The 16,574-nt window shown below is 63.2% G+C and carries 15 protein-coding genes; 8 read left to right on the top strand and 7 right to left on the bottom strand.

Annotation, left to right across the window (positions count from 1 at the left end; all coding sequences use genetic code 11):
* Positions 1 to 97 precede the first annotated feature (97 nt).
* The 7 genes from KJQ96_RS25395 to KJQ96_RS25365 are packed head-to-tail and all read left to right on the top strand — an operon-like array spanning position 98 to position 7,239.
* The gene (locus KJQ96_RS25395; RefSeq protein ID WP_213289141.1) at positions 98 to 916 is read left to right on the top strand and encodes an aldolase/citrate lyase family protein; all 819 of its coding nucleotides are present in this window, start codon (positions 98 to 100) and stop codon (positions 914 to 916) included.
* Positions 900 to 1,832: a hypothetical protein gene (locus tag KJQ96_RS25390; protein ID WP_213289140.1), complete on the top strand. Its 933-nt coding sequence runs from the start codon at positions 900 to 902 to the stop codon at positions 1,830 to 1,832. The genes KJQ96_RS25395 and KJQ96_RS25390 overlap by 17 nt, the downstream gene beginning before the upstream one ends.
* A 28-nt stretch (positions 1,833 to 1,860) precedes the next feature.
* Positions 1,861 to 2,832 carry a DUF6282 family protein gene (locus KJQ96_RS25385; RefSeq protein ID WP_213289139.1) on the top strand — a complete coding sequence of 324 codons (972 nt, stop codon included), beginning with the start codon at positions 1,861 to 1,863 and terminating at the stop codon, positions 2,830 to 2,832.
* Between the two features lie 56 nt (positions 2,833 to 2,888).
* Positions 2,889 to 3,983: an alpha/beta fold hydrolase gene (locus KJQ96_RS25380; RefSeq protein WP_213289138.1), complete on the top strand. Its 1,095-nt coding sequence runs from the start codon at positions 2,889 to 2,891 to the stop codon at positions 3,981 to 3,983.
* A gap of 44 nt (positions 3,984 to 4,027) precedes the next feature.
* Positions 4,028 to 4,999, top strand: a complete 972-nt coding sequence (locus tag KJQ96_RS25375; RefSeq protein WP_213289137.1) for a tripartite tricarboxylate transporter substrate binding protein — start codon at positions 4,028 to 4,030, stop codon at positions 4,997 to 4,999.
* 16 nt (positions 5,000 to 5,015) lie between these two features.
* Positions 5,016 to 5,777, top strand: coding sequence for an SDR family NAD(P)-dependent oxidoreductase (locus KJQ96_RS25370; RefSeq protein WP_213289136.1), 762 nt, complete (start codon positions 5,016 to 5,018; stop codon positions 5,775 to 5,777).
* 43 nt (positions 5,778 to 5,820) lie between these two features.
* Complete coding sequence (locus KJQ96_RS25365) at positions 5,821 to 7,239, top strand: aldehyde dehydrogenase family protein (RefSeq protein WP_213289135.1); 1,419 nt, start codon at positions 5,821 to 5,823, stop codon at positions 7,237 to 7,239.
* Positions 7,240 to 7,317: 78 nt separating this feature from the next.
* Here the strand turns inward: KJQ96_RS25365 and KJQ96_RS25360 are convergent, their stop codons facing one another.
* The 7 genes from KJQ96_RS25360 to KJQ96_RS25330 are packed head-to-tail and all read right to left on the bottom strand — an operon-like array spanning position 7,318 to position 15,113.
* Positions 7,318 to 7,845, bottom strand: a complete 528-nt coding sequence (locus KJQ96_RS25360; RefSeq protein ID WP_213289134.1) for a MarR family winged helix-turn-helix transcriptional regulator — start codon at positions 7,843 to 7,845, stop codon at positions 7,318 to 7,320.
* A 20-nt stretch (positions 7,846 to 7,865) separates the two neighbouring features.
* Entirely contained in the window at positions 7,866 to 8,600 is a 735-nt protein-coding gene (locus KJQ96_RS25355) for an SDR family NAD(P)-dependent oxidoreductase (protein ID WP_213289133.1), read from the bottom strand.
* A gap of 6 nt (positions 8,601 to 8,606) precedes the next feature.
* Positions 8,607 to 9,113, bottom strand: a complete 507-nt coding sequence (locus KJQ96_RS25350) for an aromatic-ring-hydroxylating dioxygenase subunit beta (protein ID WP_213289132.1) — start codon at positions 9,111 to 9,113, stop codon at positions 8,607 to 8,609.
* Positions 9,114 to 9,119: 6 nt separating this feature from the next.
* On the bottom strand, positions 9,120 to 10,433 hold the full coding sequence (locus KJQ96_RS25345; RefSeq protein WP_213289131.1) for an aromatic ring-hydroxylating dioxygenase subunit alpha: 1,314 nt from the start codon (positions 10,431 to 10,433) through the stop codon (positions 9,120 to 9,122).
* An 11-nt stretch (positions 10,434 to 10,444) separates the two neighbouring features.
* Positions 10,445 to 11,407, bottom strand: coding sequence for a PDR/VanB family oxidoreductase (locus tag KJQ96_RS25340; protein WP_213289130.1), 963 nt, complete (start codon positions 11,405 to 11,407; stop codon positions 10,445 to 10,447).
* Between the two features lie 2 nt (positions 11,408 to 11,409).
* Positions 11,410 to 12,954, bottom strand: a complete 1,545-nt coding sequence (locus KJQ96_RS25335; protein ID WP_213289129.1) for an indolepyruvate oxidoreductase subunit beta family protein — start codon at positions 12,952 to 12,954, stop codon at positions 11,410 to 11,412.
* A complete protein-coding gene (locus KJQ96_RS25330) occupies positions 12,951 to 15,113 on the bottom strand; it encodes an indolepyruvate ferredoxin oxidoreductase subunit alpha (protein ID WP_213289128.1) in 2,163 nt (720 codons plus the stop codon). Before KJQ96_RS25330 ends, KJQ96_RS25335 begins: the two co-directional genes overlap by 4 nt.
* 281 nt (positions 15,114 to 15,394) lie before the next feature.
* Here KJQ96_RS25330 and KJQ96_RS25325 point away from each other — a divergent pair, with 281 nt between their 5' ends.
* A complete protein-coding gene (locus KJQ96_RS25325) occupies positions 15,395 to 16,570 on the top strand; it encodes an acyl-CoA dehydrogenase family protein (RefSeq protein ID WP_213289127.1) in 1,176 nt (391 codons plus the stop codon).
* Positions 16,571 to 16,574: the final 4 nt, after the last annotated feature.

Raw genomic sequence — 16,574 nt, 5'->3', positions numbered from 1 at the left:
ATGGCCGACCGGCGTCGTCCCTGCAATGGTTTTCGTCAAGTGCCACACCGGCCCGTCTTCCGAAGGCAGCCTGTGAAGATGGCAGGGAGGAGCAACCGTGTCCGGAGACGTCGTCAGGCCGCATTTTTCGTCATTCCGCCGCCGGCTCGTAGCGCGGCAGGTAGTCGTTGGCTCGTTCATCAAAACGCCGACCACGCATGCGACCGAGATATTCGGCGCGCTCGGCTACGATTTCGTCGTCATCGACGAGGAGCACGCGCCGATCGATCGCGCGATGACCGATGTCATGCTGCTGGCCGCGCGCGCCAGCAACCTCGCCGGCATCGTGCGGGTATCGTCGGATGACCTGGCCAAGATCCTGTCCTGCCTGGATTGCGGCGCAGCCGGTGTGCTGGTGCCGCATGTCGCGACAGTCGAGAAGGCACGCGCAATTGCGGCTGCCGCCCGCTATCGCGGTGGACGGCGCGGCTATTCCGGTTCGTCCCGCGCCGGCGCCTATGGCGGCACGCCGATGTGGTCTCTCGTCGATGAACAGGATGAATCGGTTTGCGCAATTGCGATGATCGAGGACCCGGAAGCGCTGGACCACATCGACGCCATCGCCGCGGTCGACGGAATCCACGGGTTCTTCATCGGCCGCGGCGATCTCACGGTCGCCCTCGGCGCCAAATCGTCGGCCGATGCGTCCGTCAAGGACGCGGTGATCAGGATCATTGCAGCGGCAAAGAAAGTCGCCAAGCCGGTCTGCGTGATGGTCGCCACTTCTGCGGAAGCCAAGGATTTCTCCGAGCTCGGGGCCAGCGCCTTCATCATCTCGTCGGATCAGGGGCTGATGCGCCGGGCCGCGGCGCAAACGCTCACCGATTTCAGAACACTCGTTCGAACCACGGATGGCTCACATGTATCACAGCACTGATCCGCGCGCTGCGCTCGCCGCCACGCCTGTCGGCACAAAGCCGGCAGCTACCCACTTTGCAGGCGCCGAGTATGCCAAGTTCTACGAAACGCCGCCGGCCGAAAACCAGAACGGCGCGCGCACCTGGTACGCCCGCGGCCAGAACTTCATCATTGCCTATAGCGAGGCCGACAAGGGCGCGGTGCTGAGCCGGACCAACCAGCCCGACGAATATGTCGTGCTGCTTCCGGATCCCGGCGCCGGCGCCGAGATCGTCTGGGGCAATGAGCGTGAGGTCGTCCCCGGTCACTCCATCAGTTTCGTGCCGGCGGGTGCAAGCTCCGTCACGCTGCTGGGTGCCGCCAAGGTGGTGCGCATGGTGACGACGCGATCGGAAGATCTCGCAAAACTCTGCTCGAACGCCGCGTCCTACGCGACGCCACATCCCAATCTGCCGCCGTTCGAGCCGTGGCCGCAGGCTGCTGCCGGCGCGAAGATCCGGACCTACAGTCTCGACGTCACGGCGACGCCGGGCCGGTTCGGGCGGATCTTCCGCTGCTCGACCTTCATGGTGAATTTCCTCGAGCCGCGAAACGGCCCGCGCGACCCGAGCAAGATGTCGCCGCACCACCATGACGATTTCGAGCAATGCTCGCTGGCGCTGGCCGGCACCTTTGTTCACCACCTGCGCTGGCCGTGGACGACCGACATGGCCCAGTGGCGCGACGACGATCATGAACGCTGCGGATCGCCTTCCATTGCCGTGATTCCACCGCCGGCCATTCACACATCGCAAGCCGTCGATCCCAAGCTCAACGTTCTCGTCGACATCTTCTGCCCGCCGCGCCTGGATTTCTCGGCCAAGCCGGGCTGGGTGTTGAACGAGGACGATTATCCGATGCCCGCGCAAACCGTCGCCGGACAATCCGCGGCCTGACACATCTCCATCTGAAAAGGGCCTGACCATGGCCGATAAGCAAGTGTCCTACCCGAACACCGTGCCGCTGCCGCCGCTGTCGCGGGCGGCGGAAGTCGCCGAACTTCTGGTCGGCGCGATCGACCTGCACTGCCATAGCGGCCCGGCGGCCATGCCGCGCATCCTCGATCATCACGAGGAGCTGCTCGATGCGGCGGAAGCAAAGTTCCGTGCCGTTCTCTACAAGGATCATTTTTATGCCGGCATGGCGCACGCCATCCTGCTGGAGAAGCTGTTTCCCGAAACCAATGTGAAGCTGTTCTCCGGCATCGTTCTGAACAATGCCTCGGGCGGTATCAATCCGCATGCAGTCGACCATACGATCAAGCTCGGCGGCAAGATCGTCTGGATGCCGACGCTGTCGGCGGCAAACCATATCAAGGCGATGGCGGCTGGAAACTCGACGTTTCCGAAGACCTCGCAAAAAATGCTCGAACCGATCCCGCTTTCCGCGCTCGACGCCAATGGAAAACTCACGGACGACACCAGGAAGGTCATCGATCTCATTGCCGAGGCGGACATTATCCTGGCCGGTGGTCACCTGCCGGCCAGCGAATTGCACGTCCTGTTCGATGAGGCGGCGCGACGCGGCGTCAAGAAGATGATGGTCAACCATCCGACCTATATCGTCGGCTGCAATGACACCGATATCCGCCAGCTCGTCGCGCGCGGCGTCAAGATGGAGCATTCGATCTGCATGTTCATCGAAGGCAAATCCTTAAAGTACAGCGCGGATGATCTCGCGCACCTGATCGAAGTGGCCGGCGTCGACAACACGATTCTGTCGTCCGATCTCGGGCTGCAGGGTTCGCAACGTCCGGTCGACGGCTTCCGCAGCATTACCCAGATCCTGCTCGATCTGCAGATGCCGCGGCCTGCGATCAGGAAACTCATCAGCGGCAACGCGGCACGGTTTCTGAACCTTCCGGTGATGCAGTCGACCGCGCAAGACGCCGCTTAGCGGGACAAGCGCAAAGACCGCGAGAAGCGGCGTGCGCTTAAGGGGAGGAAGTCAGCATGAAACGGGTAGATCGCGATGGTGACGCGCTGGTGAACCGCATCGTAGCGCGAGCCATGCCATTCGTGGCGGCATTGCTGTTCATGGGAGCAAGCCACACTGTAGTCGCGGAAGAGCAGCGCCAGCCGTCGAAGCCGCCGATCATCCTGGAATCGACGGGTGCGTATGAAGTGGGCGGCAAGGTCGTTGCCAAGCCCGGCGATCCCAGCCAGACGCTCTCCTGCGACCATGGTTACGTCGAATACTTCATCCCCGCGAAAAGGCGCAGCGTCGGCCTGATCATGTGGCACAGCTCCAGCACCAAGGTGTGGGAGAACCGCTGGGACGGCGGCGAAGGTTACAAGAGCATTTTCCTGCGCAAGGGCTATCCTGTTTACCTGTGGGACGGCCCGCGCGTCGGCCGCGCGAACTGGAGTTGCGAGCCGATCACCTATACGCCGGATTATTTCGATCAGCGCAATTTTGCCGCCTGGCGTTTCGGCCTGACCTATCTCAATTGGCATCCGGGCCTGCAGTTTCCGACGGCCGACAAGGAAGCCTGGAATCAGGCAACGCGCGCCCGTTACGACGAGTTCGATTCGCTCGAGAACGCACTGTTGCAGGCGGAGGCCGGCGGCCAGGCCATCGACAAGATCGGTCCCGTGATTGCCGTCACCAATTCCGCGGGCGGCTGGCGCGCGCTGTTGTCGGCACTCAAGGCAAAGAGCGACAACATGAAGGGCATCGTCGCCTACGAAACGCCCGGCTTCGTCTTCCCGGTGGGCGAGGGGCCCGAGCCGAAGCCGGATGCGCCGTACGGTCCCAATTCCGTGCCGCTCGTCGAGTTCAAGAAGCTGACCAAGTTTCCGATCCAGGTGGTATTCGGCGACTACACCGAGACGCGTCCGATCTGGGCCGCCTCGGTCAAGGTGGCACGGACCTTCTGCGATACCGTCAATCGTCACGGCGGAGATTGCGAGGTCCTGCTGCTTCCCGATGCGGGTCTGCGCGGCAACACGCACATTGCCTTTGCCGATCTCAACAATGAAGCCGTTGCGGACGAACTGTCCAAATGGCTGGGCCGCAAGGGCCTCGACAAGTTTGCCGAAGAATAAGCGCTGGTGCCCATGCAGGACCTGCGCACAGCTCGGGAGGAAACATGCGCCTGTTCTCTTTCGGCCTCATAGGCCTTGCACTTGCCATTGCGCCATGTCGGCCCGCTGCCGCGCAGGAGTGGCCGAGCCGGCCGGTCACCATGATCGTACCGTTCCCGGCTGGCGCCGCTGTTGACACGTTGGCGCGCGCCGTTGCCCATACGCTGAGCGAAGAGTTCGGCAAGCAGTTCATCGTCGAAAACCGTGCGGGAGCGGGCGGCAATCTCGGCGGGGCGGCTGTCGCCAAAGCGGCTGCAGATGGCTATACTTGGCTGTTCGGGACGCCAGCGCCGATCGCGCTCAACAAGTTCATGTACAAGGGCCTGGCTTACGACTCCGAGCGAGATTTCACGCCGGTTGTGCTCGTCGCCAAATCTCCAATGATCATCACGGCGACGCCAGACTTTCCTGCGAAGACGCTTCCCGACCTGATCGCCTATGCCAAACAGAATCCGGGCAAGGTCAATGTCGGCCATCCCGGCAACGGCACGCTCGGACACATTACCTCGGCGCTGATCCAGCAGTTTGCCGGCGTCGAGATGACACATGTACCTTATCGCGGCTCCGCGCCGCTGATCACGGACCTGCTGGGCGGACAAGTCAATGTCGCCATGGATTTCATGCCGACCTATCTGCCGCTGGTGGCCGAGCGCAAGATCCGCGCGCTTGCAGTGACGACGAGGCAGCGCGTGGCGCAACTGCCCGATGTCCCGACTGTGCAGGAAGCGGGATTCAAGGGATTTGAGGCGACCGCATGGTACGCGATCGTGGCTCCAACCGGTACACCGCCTGAGATCGTGATGAAGGTCAATACGGCAGTGAATGCCTTCCTGAAGAGCGACAAGGGCAAGACCATCCTCGAACAAAATTCGCTGCAGGGCGTCGGAGGCGCACCGCAAGACCTCAGGGCGTTTATCGATGCTGAACGCGACAAATGGCGGCCCGTGATCGAGGCGGCAAAGATCGCGATGCAGTAAAGCGAGATCGCCATAGATGACCGCTATTGAAATTCCCGCGCTGTCGATCCCGAACGTTGTCCTCGTCACCGGCGGCAACAGCGGTATCGGCAAGGCAACGGCGGCGCGCCTTGCCGCCATGGGTTCTACTGTCGTGCTCGGCTACAACAGCCGCCGTTCACTGGCCGACGAGGTGATCGATGGGCTGCAAGGCAGCCGGCACGCCGCCATGCGGATCGCGATCGACGATCCGACTTCCATCTCCGAGGCCGCGGCGGCCGTGGACAAGCAGTACGGGCGGCTCGATGCGCTGGTTAATTGTGGAGGCGCCACGACGCCCGTGCCCGCCGCCGATCTGGAAGCGTTGACGGACGATATCTTCGACCGGACCGTTACGCTCAATCTGCGGGGGCCATTCGCCATGGTTCGCGCCTTTCGTCCCTTGCTGGAGCGCGGCAGCGGGTCAGCGATCGTGAACATTTCGTCCATCGCGGCTCGCACGGGCCTGGGCAGCAGCCTGGCCTATCTGGCTGCAAAGGCGGGTGTCGACGCGCTGACGATCGCGCTCGCGAAAGTGCTTGCGCCGCGGATCCGCGTCTTCTCCGTCTCGCCAGCCGGCGTGGATACGGATTTTGTCGCCGGCCGGACCCGTGAACAGTTGCAGAAGTTCGCCGAGAAACTGCCGTTGGCTCACCTCACCACACCTGACGATGTCGCAAGGGCGGTAGTTGCCTGCATCGCCAACCTCACCAGTTCGACGGGAATTGTGGTGCCGGTGGATGAGGGCAGGCACCTCTGACGGAGCAACGCCGCCGCTGTGCGCACATCATAAAAAGAGAACAATGGAAAAACTGAAATTCTATATCGACGGCGCCTGGATAGATCCGACCGCGCCGTCAACGCTTGGAATCGTCAATCCTGCAACCGAGGAGATCTTCGCGCAGATCAGCCTGGGCTCCCCTCCGGATGTGGATCGGGCCGCCAAGGCAGCCCGTCGCGCTTTTTCCACCTATTCCGAAACCAGCGTCGAAGAGCGTCTGTCCTGGCTTCAGAAGATCATCGAGGGTTTTAGAGCGCGCCTGCCGGAACTGGCGCGGATGATGACCCTCGAAATGGGCGCGCCGATCACGTTTGCGACCGAGCGTCAGGCGACCGTCGCGCTGTTTCATTTCGAGGAAGCCGGGCGCGTGCTGGCGCAATACAAGTTCGAGGAGCGGATGGGGAACGGGATCATCCGCCGCGAACCAATTGGCGTCTGTGGACTGATCACGCCGTGGAATTGGCCGCTGAACCAGGTCGCGTCCAAAGTCGCACCCGCGCTCGCAACCGGCTGCACGGTTGTCCTGAAACCCAGCGAGATCGCGCCGCTCAGTGCGATGCTGTTCGCGGAGATCGTCGACGCCGCTGGCGTGCCGGCGGGCGTCTTCAATCTCGTCAACGGCGACGGTCCCACGGTGGGCGAGGCCATCGCCGCCCATCCCGAAGTCGACATGGTGTCGTTCACCGGATCGACGGCGGCTGGCGTAAGGGTGGCCAAGCTTGCGGCGGATACGGTCAAGCGCGTCGCGCAGGAGCTGGGCGGCAAGTCCGCCAACATCATCCTCGCCGATGCTGATCTGAAAGCGGCTGTGATCCAGGGCGTTCACGCCTGTTACACCAATGCCGGCCAGAACTGCCAGTCTCCCACGCGCATGCTGATTCCGCGTGCGCAGCGGGACGCGGCATTCGAGGCGGCGCGTGAGGCGGTCGACAGTATTCGCCTGGGAGACCCGCTCGATCCGGCATCGACGATGGGGCCACTGGTGAGCCAGGCGCAGTTTCAGAAAGTTCAGGATCTTATTCAGTCCGGCGTTGATGAGGGGGCGACGCTGGTGGCGGGCGGAACGGGTCGGCCTGCCGAAATCAACCGCGGATACTATGTTCGCCCGACCGTCTTCGGCGACGTGACGCCGCAGATGAAGATTGCACGCGAGGAGATCTTCGGCCCGGTGCTGTCGATCATGAGTTATGATAGCGAGGAGGAGGCGATCGAAACCGCCAATGATACGCCGTTCGGCTTGGCGGGCTTCGTGCAGTCCAGGAATGCCGATCGCGCTCGCACCGTCGCCAACCGCATCCGCGCGGGGCGCGTCTACCTCAACGGTGCTCCTTTCGACCGCAGCCTGCCGTTTGGCGGCTACAAGCAATCCGGCAATGGGCGTGAATTCGGAATCTTCGGATTTGAAGAATATCTCGAAGTGAAGGCGATACTGGGCTCCTGAGATCGGCGGGAGCGTCGTACAATGGTCGAGCAAGGGACATTGTCAGATCACTTGGCGGATCGCCGCGCGACATCCGCGTCAAGTGTGCTTGTCGAGGCGGCGCTTGAGCAGAGTCAGATGCTGCAGCAGGTCCGATTGCGCGACCGGCGACAACTCGCCGATCAGGGCGATCACCCATTCCTCGTGCCGGCGCGCCATCCGGCCGAATTCCTTAGCGCCTTCCTGTGACAGGCGCAGGCGGAAAGTGCGGCGGTCTTCGGAATCGACTTCTCGATGGATAAAGCCGTCGGCTTCCAGTTTCTGCACGAGCGCGGTGATGGCGCCGTTCGAGACCATCAAGAGCTCGGAGACTTCGGACATGGTCGCGCCTGCCGGCTTGCGCGCGAGCTGTGCCAAAAGATCGAAGCGGGCCAGCGTAGTGTTGAACTCCTTGCGCAGCCGTGCGTTCAGCGCCTTCTCGATCCTTGTGGAACAGGAAAGCAGCCGCAGCCAGATCCGCAATTCGAGATGCGCGCCGTCGGATTCGTGCGCCGGCTCGCCCGGGTGCAGCGGTTGCATGCGCGCGCCCTTGGCGGATCGAGCCTTTCGTTTGACCGTGGCGTCCATGGCTGGCGTCTCACCCCAAGCTAGATGGAAATCGACCCGATGCTGGCTCCGCCGCAGACGTAAAGTGTCTGCCCGGTGATGAAGTCGGCATCCGGTGAACTGAAGAAACTGACCGCGCGGGCGACGTCGGTGGATCTGCCGAGACGGCCGAGCGGAATCGATTGCGCGAGCTTTTTCGCGCGTTCGGATTCCGGTGACATCACGCTCTCGAACATCTCAGTATCGCCGATCGGGCCCGGCGCGACGACATTGACGGTGATCCCGAACGGGGCAAGCTCGAGTGCCCAGGTTCGTGCCATGCCGATGATGCCGGCCTTGGTGGCCGAATAGACCGTGCGTGTGGCGGCGCCGAGCGCGGCGCGGGAGGATAGCAGCACGATGCGGCCGAAGCGGGCTTTCTTCATGTTGGGCAACGCTGCTTGCGCCAGCGCAATCCCGGCGCCGAAATGGAGTTGTGCCAAGGCGCCGACGTCCGCGTCGTCAACCTCTTCCAGAGGCTTAGACCGAATAGCGCCGGCATTGTGCACGACATGGGTGATCGCAAAACTCGCGGCGATTTCGGCCGCCACCTGGCGCGTTGCCGTCGCATCGAGCAGGTCGACCTCGCGCGAGGAGAGTTTTGGATGGCTCCAGTCCGGCTTGCGCCGCGACAGCGAGATCACGTCATAGCCATCGGCGAGCAGGCCGCGCGCGATCGCAGCGCCAATGCCGGTATTGCCGCCGCTCACGATCGCCGTGTGGTGGACCACGTTCATCCTCCCTCACATGAAGAGCTGGATGTTGCCGAAGGCAGCATCGCAATTGATCAGGTCAACACGCTTGAGCTTGATCTTCAGCGTGCCGTTCTCGACGCTGAGATGATGTGTGGCCCAGGCCGCATAGAGTGTCTGCTCGTCCATGCGGGTCTCGATGTAATGCATCGGGGTCCAGGTGACATAGTTGTTGGCGGCAGGATCGCGCGAATCCACTTGCGGCGTCTGCAGCACATGATGGCAGCGGCTTTTCGGCTTTTGGCTGAATGTCCGCGCGCCCTTGAGCCGTTCGACCCGGATCGAGAGCAACAGCTTGTCCTCATACATCAGCGAGCATGTCAGCCGCGGATCGGTTTGATTCCATTCCAGCGGCATCCAGTAGAATGCGTCGTCGGCGTAGAGATCGAGCCATTCGTCGAAACGTTGCTGATCGATAAGCCGCGCCTCGCGAACCACGAAGTCGATTAGTTCCTGGTCGGTGGGAATCGCATTCTTCACTTGAGCCTCAGTGACCATGTCATGTTACATCCCCATCGTCATGAACTTGGTCCACGCCCGGAACTGGTGGCGCATCGGCCACTCGCTGGTGCCGTTGACCGCTACGTTGGTCTGCCCGGCTTCGTCGGGGCTGTAGAGGCGCTGGAGGTTCACCCACTCATTGCCGTTCGAGTGCAGGCCCTCCTGCGCGCGTTCATACATTTCGAGGTCGTCATGGCCGACGATCGAGGTCGGCGCATTGATCAGCCGGTTGTACATCAGCGTGCGCTCGAGCAGCATGTCGGGCGCATCGACGAGCTGGAACGTCCAGGATTCGACCAGCGTCTTGTTAGCCGCGATCGGCTTGAAGTGCCGCAATAGCTGGATCGGCCCCTTGATCATGATGTTGGGGAAATAGACCGTGTTGTGCCGGTTCTCGCCGAGGATCGCCTTGGCGCGTTCTTCGCCATAGGCCGCTTTCATCTTGTCGAAGTAGCCGGGCACCGCCGAATAGTCGGAATGGATCGAGTGGTGCACGCCGGTGTGGCCGTGGCCGTTGTCCCAGATTCGGATGCCCATATTCTCAAAGAACTCGTAGGGGCTCATGAAGGGAGCGATGATCTCGACCGCCATCGGCTTCTTGGTGCCGGGCGGCGCCTTCTTCCAGACTTCGACCACGGTCCCGGCGGAGGACTCATGCGCGACCATCGGATGGCAGGTGTCGGTCTGGTTTTCCACCAGCATCTTCCAATTGCAATTGTGCATGTACCGCAGCACGCCGCCAGCGACCTTGAGCTGGCCGACCGGCGAGCGGTCGATCATGTTGTCGAAGCTCGATAGGCTTTCACCGAAGAATTCCTCGAAGTCGAGCCCGCCGTCATTGATCTTGGCGAACACGAAGCCGCGGTAATTTCTGATATGGCGGACCGGCGCCATGCCGCTCGCCGCATGGCTCTGTTCGAAGCCGGTGTTCTCGTAGCCCTTCTTCAGGGGAATCGCGAGCAGCGAGCCGTCGGTCCTGAAGCTCCAGGCATGGTAGGGGCAGCGGAAGAACTTTCCGGCATTACCGCAGGTCTCGGACGTGATGCGCGTGCCCTTATGCGGGCAGCGGTTGTGCAGCACCTTTACCGTCCCGTCAGTGTGGCGGACCAGCAGGATCGGCTGCGTGCCGATCGTAGTGCCGAAATAATCGCCGGGATTGGGGACCTGGCTGTCATGGCCGACATACACCCAGCTATTCGGGAACATGTGCTCCATCTCAAGCTGGAAAACTTCCTCGCTGACATAGACATCGCGGTGAACCTCCTGTTCGCGGACCAGGGCGCGAATGGCCGCAGCGTTGCCGGCATATCGGGTCATGCGTTTCTCCATCACAGGTCGAGCACGAGTCGCGTGGTCTTCGCGCGGGAAATACAGATCTGCATCACCTTGTTCGAGGCCCTCTCGCTGTCGCTCAAGATGTAGTCGCGATGGTCGGGAATACCTGCGATCACCGTGGTCTGGCAGATGCCGCAATCGCCGCGCTTGCAGTCATGCATCGGGTCTTCGCCGGCCTCGAGCAGCACGTCGAGGATGGTCTTGCCGGCGGGAATCTCATAGACGCGCCCGTTGCTCTTGAGCTCGACCTCGAAAGCGGAGTCCCCGGACTTCTCTTCGGGCGCGGTGAAGATTTCGAAATGCAGCCGCCCTTGCGGCCAGTTCATCCGCTTGGCCAGCGCGATGGCTGCTTCGATCATCGGAAGCGGTCCGCATAGATAGAGCGGCACGTCCGGTGCGAGCCGGCTCATCAAGCCCTCAAGGTCGAAGAAGCGACCGGCTTCGTCGTCGGCGTGGATGGTCGCGCTGGCGCTAGCCAGCCGCTCGATGTCGCCGAGAAAGGCGAGTTCGCGGCGGCTGCGGCCGGCATAATAGAACGAGAACGGCCGCTTCGCCGCGTTCAATTCGCAGGCCATCGTGAGCAGCGGCGTCACGCCGATGCCGCCCGCGACAAGTGCGACTTCGCCCGCGCCAGATCGAAGCGGAAAATTGTTTGCCGGCGGCGAGATTGTCAGGCGATCGCCGGTCTTGAGGCCGTGCATAAAGCTGGAACCGCCGTGGCTCTTGCTTTCCTGCAGCACGGCGATGCGATAGGCGGTCGGATGTTCGGCCGCGCGCGGCGAAACCGTCTCGATCAGCGAATAGGAGCGACGGCCGACATCAGGCAGGTGGACGTCGATATGGGCGCCGGCGGACCAGCCTGGCATCGGCGCACCGTTGACGCGCGTCAGCACGAATTCGCGGATGCGCGACGTGAGTGCCTCGGCCTTCGACACCACGACTTCGAATTGATCCATCCTCAGGCGTCCTCGAACAGTGTCTCGACGGTGCGCAAGGCGCCGTCGAGCTCAGTGCCGTCGGCGTCCTTCAGTGCCACCTTGGTCAGCCGCTGTACCCATTCGGCGGCATCGGGCCGGCCGGCCAGGCGCTCGGACGCAAGCATGACCTTGTCGAACTTCGATTCACCGCGCGAATGCGTATCCGAATAGCCGCCGACGAGACGGCGAGCCTCACACACGGCGGTCGCAAGCGCCGGATCGGTCCCGGCGAACTTCCGGACGCGCTGCACCCACTCCTCGAGATGGCGCATCTCGCGCGCATGCCGCAGCGTGCGCCGTCGCAAGCGCCGCAGTCCGGCCACCCCGTACAGCAGCAGGAACGACGACGGCGCGGTGGTGCGCAGTTTACGTCCCCGATCGATCAGCCGAGCCAGCCGCTGGCTACGCTCGACTTTTTCGCCGAGAACTGGTGGCAGGAGTCCGGCCAGTTCCTCAACCCGTGGATGGAAGAACTCGGTGATCGCGACCACCTGGTCGTCGCCGGCGCGGACCTCGCGGCGGACCCGGTCGAATCGTCCCGCTCGCGTCTTCAGATCGGCCACGCGAATCACGTCGTCATAGGCCATTGCGACCGCGAGATACTTTGCAAAAGCCTGCAGCAGGCCGGTCGCCTCGCGCGGCATCGCTTCGAGCCGGTCGAGATATTCACTGCCGTATGCGACATCCTGATAATCTACCACGCGCTGCAAGCCGGCCGCGACGATGCCGTGCAGCGCTTCCGGCAACTGTCGCGCTCGCGCGATCAGCGCGTCATAGCCAGTGTGGCCGATCGGCTCGAGGCGCGGAAAATGCTTTGCGAGCGGCGGCTTCGCCGCAGGCTTGATCTTGGGATCCTGCTTGACCATGGCCACGGCCCGTTCGCGGCCGGTAGTGAAGGCGCGCAGGCTGGCATCGACACCGACCCCCGCTGCCCGGATCGTGGCTTCAAAATCCTCGGTGGCAAAGGGCAGAGCGCCGGAGCCCGCGAGCGCACCGAACAGCACCGAGGAAACCACGCTGCCGGCGGCATCGGCGATTTCAGCCATATCGAAGGCGATAAAGCGGTTGGCGGCGACGTTTGCCGCCTCATAGACCTGCGCCGCGTCGGCGGTACCGTCGCCGGGCGCGGTCTTCTCGATCACGGCCAATGAGCGGTGGGACGAACCTATCAACAGCGTGCGATCAGGCGAGACCAGCCCGCGCAGGATGGCGCGGCCAGCTTCCATCAATTCGGCGCCGATCACGATGTCGACCTTGCCCGGCGCTGGCATCAGCGACAGCACGGGGTGGCGGTCGGGCTTGCTCGTGTCGGGCGCGATCATCTCGATGTAATAGATCGTGGCGCCGGTGCGCTGGGCGACGCCGGGAACCGATGTCGATTGCGCGTACCAGCCGCGCCGCTCGGCCAGTGCCACGATCCAGTCCACCAGCACGCCGCCGCCCTGACCACCCATCGCCAGCACCGCAACGGTGATCGGGCGAGCCTGACTAAGCGCGATGGAGGAGGGCGCGACCGAGACGTTCATGCCGGCTCCTGCTCGAACGTGACGCGGCGTCCGGCGCGCCAGCGCTGCAAAGCGCCGATCATTCGTTGCCAGAGGCGATCGAGCCGCATTTCGAACGGGGTCGGATTGGAAACGATGTCGGCGCGATAGAATGAGGGACACAAGACAGCAGCGTCCGCGACCTCGCCGCAATGGCCGCAGCCGACGCAACTATCGTCGACAGCGGCGACTGGATTGTCCTTCAGGGGATCGCTGGTCGGCTTCACCGACAGCGAGGGGCAGCCGGACAGGCGGATGCACGCGTGGTCGCCGGAACATACATCCTCATCGACACCGAAGCGCTCGCGCACGATGCGCTCACCGCGCTTGGCGGCAGCGGCCACCAGCGGTTTCACGCGGCGCTGCTTGTTCAGCATGCACTCCGACGAAGCGACGATGATCTTTGGGCCCTTCTCCTCCGTCGTCAGCGCCTCGCGCAGCGTGTCGCGCATGCGCGTGACATCGTAAGTGCGGTCGATCTGGCGCACCCATTTGGCGCCGACGCCCTTCACCGCCTCGACGATCGGGTGCTTGGTCGAACGCGAACGGTTGTCGGCGCGCGAGGAGGGGATATCCTGGCCGCCGGTCGCGGCGGAATAGTAATTGTCGACCACGACGATCACGCCATCGTGCTGGTTGAAGACGGCATTGCCGACGCCGCTGGTCAACCCGTTGTGCCAGAAGCCGCCGTCGCCCATCATCGAGATCGGCCGCTTGCCCGCAGGCACATTGAAGGCGGAGGCGGAGGCCGGGCCTAGTCCGTATCCCATCGTGGTGGCGCCGATATTGAACGGCGGCAGGATCGAGAATAAGTGGCAGCCGATATCGGCGGCGATGTGATGAGGTCCGAGTTCCTTCTCAACCAGTTTCATTGCGGAAAAAATCGGCCGCTCGGGACAGCCGGTGCAGAAGCCGGGCGGGCGCGGCGGCACCACGTCGGCGAGCACGCGGATTTTCTCATCGACCTCAGTGCGGTCGATGTTCGGCGCGCGCGCGGCATCCGACAAGGCATCCGGGCGCCAGCGGCGGATGAAAGCGCCGATCGCTTCGCCCATGACTTGTGATGTATATTCGCCGGCCATCGGGAACAGGTCCTTGCCGTGCAGCTTGGCCGGGATGTCCGCGTTGCGCAGAATCTTGTGCAACGCCTGCTCGATGAACTCGGGCTGTCCTTCCTCGACCATCAGCACCGCTTTCTTGCCGTGGCAGAAGTCGATCACCTCGCGGTCGACGATCGGGTAGGTCACGTTCATCACGTAGAGCGGCACGCGCGTCTCGCCCCAGATATCGGCAAGCCCGGCCTCGCGCAGCGCGGTGATGACGCCGTTGTACATGCCGCCCTGCATGATGATGCCGATATCGTCGATGTCGCCGTCGAAGGTCTCGTTCATGCCGCGGGCGTGGATGAATTCGACCGCGGCGGGCCAGCGATGCTCGACCTTCTGCTTCTCGTGCAGGAACGAGGCCGGCGGCAGCACGATACGGTTGGTGTCGCGCGACGGCTGATCCAGCGCGCGGGACAGCGGAAAGGCGGGACGGACGTTGTCGCGGGTGGCGAAGCGGCCATGCACATGGCAAGCGCGTATCCGTACCTCCAGCATGACAGGCGTATTCGACGCCTCCGACAGCTCGAAGGAATCGTGCACGGCCTTGACGATGGAGGCCACGTTCGGTCGCGGATCGACCAGCCAGAGCTGCGACTTCATCGCGAACGCATGCGAACGCTCCTGCATGATGGAGGAGCCTTCGCCGTAATCCTCGCCGATGATGATCAGCGCGCCGCCGGTCACACCGCCCGAGGAGAGGTTGGCGAGCGCGTCAGACGCGACGTTGATGCCGACCGGCGCCTTGAAGGTGACCGCGCCACGCACCGGATACATCACGGAGGCAGCCAGCGTTGCCGCGGCGGTGGCCTCGCTGGCGCTGGATTCGAAATGCACACCGAGGTCGGAAAGAATGTCCTGCGCGTCCGACAGCACGTCCATCAGATGCGAGATCGGCGCGCCCTGGTAACCGGCGACATAGCTGACGCCGCATTCCAGCAGCGCCTTGGTAATGGCGAGGATGCCTTCGCCGCGAAATTCCTGGCCGCCGCCGAGCTTCAGGTCTTCCACCTCGCGCGCGAAAGAGCGTTCTGCCATGCTCGCCTCCTGAGGGCTCGCCCGGAACTCCGGATGACCTAATATAATTTTAGACATCAAACAAAAATGATGTCAATCGGACCCGCGAGTTCTGAGGCCGCAAAACGCTTCACGCGCATTTGAGCGCGTTTTCTAGCCTGTTTCATAGGCTTCGTGCACACGCGCCGGGCTTCCGATCGGCGGCCGGTTCGCTTGACAGGATATTTTAGCCATGAAACATTATTGAGGCGCGCGTTGCACTTGGCGGGCGCGCGCAAAACCGGCCTTTGCGGGAGACTGACATGACTCCGGTTTCGCCATTACGCGGGCCGTCGCGCGAACACCTCGCGTGGCCGTTCTTCGATTCCCGCCACAGCGAATACGCCGACGCGCTCGACGCATTTGCAGCCGACCTTGGCGACACGCATGGCCATGACGTCGACGAAACCTGCCGTTCGCTGGTACGCCAGCTTGGTGCGGCCGGATTGCTGGAAGCATCGGTCGCAGGCGATCAGTCCGATGCAGTGATCGACTCGCGGCTGATCTGTCTCGCCCGCGAAACGCTTGCCTGGCACAGCGGGCTCGCCGATTTCGCATTTGCGATGCAGGGACTAGGGACCGGTGCGGTGGCGATTGCCGGGTCGCCCGAATTGCGCGCGCTGGTGCTGCCGAAGGCGCGGCGTGGCGAATGGATTGCCGCCTTTGCCTTGTCGGAGAAGGAGGCCGGTTCCGACGTCGCAGCCATGAGCTGCAGCGCCCGCCGCGAAGGCGACCACTATATTCTGGATGGCGAGAAGACCTGGATCTCCAACGGCGGCATTGCCGACGTCTATACGCTGTTTGCGCGAACCGGCGAGGCGCCGGGCGCGCGTGGCATTTCGGCCTTCGTGGTGCTGCCGGACGATCCGGGTTTTTCGATTGCCGATCGCATCGATGTGATGGCGCCGCACCCGCTGGCGACGTTGCGTTTCGAGGGCTGCCGGATACCGGCGGTGCGGCTGTTGGGTTCGCCGGGCGAAGGTTTCAAGATTGCGATGCGCACTCTCGATATCTTCCGCGCATCGGTCGCGGCCGCCGCGCTGGGTTTTGCCCGCCGCGCGCTGGATGAGGCGGTGGCGCATGCACTGTCACGGAGGATGTTCGGTGGCGTGCTGGGCGACCAGCAGTTGACGCAGGCAGCCCTAGGCGACATGGCCGCAGGCGTCGATGCCAGCGCGCTTCTCACCTACCGCGCGGCATGGCGGCGCGACGTGCAGAAGGCTTCCACGACCCGTGAAGCGGCAATGGCCAAAATGGTCGCGACCGAAACCGCGCAAGCGGTGATCGACCGCGCCGTACAGATGTTCGGCGGCCGCGGCGTGCGCTCGGGCGAAGTTGTTGAGCAGCTCTATCGCGAGATACGTGCGTTGCGCATCTATGAAGGCGCGACCGAAGTCCAGAAACTCATCATCGGACGCGACGTCCTGAAGGCGGTCTAGCTGA

It is taken from the genome of Bradyrhizobium sp. sGM-13 (assembly GCF_018398875.1).
Lineage (GTDB): Bacteria > Pseudomonadota > Alphaproteobacteria > Rhizobiales > Xanthobacteraceae > Bradyrhizobium.
This window is presented reverse-complemented; position numbering and strand designations above follow the sequence as displayed.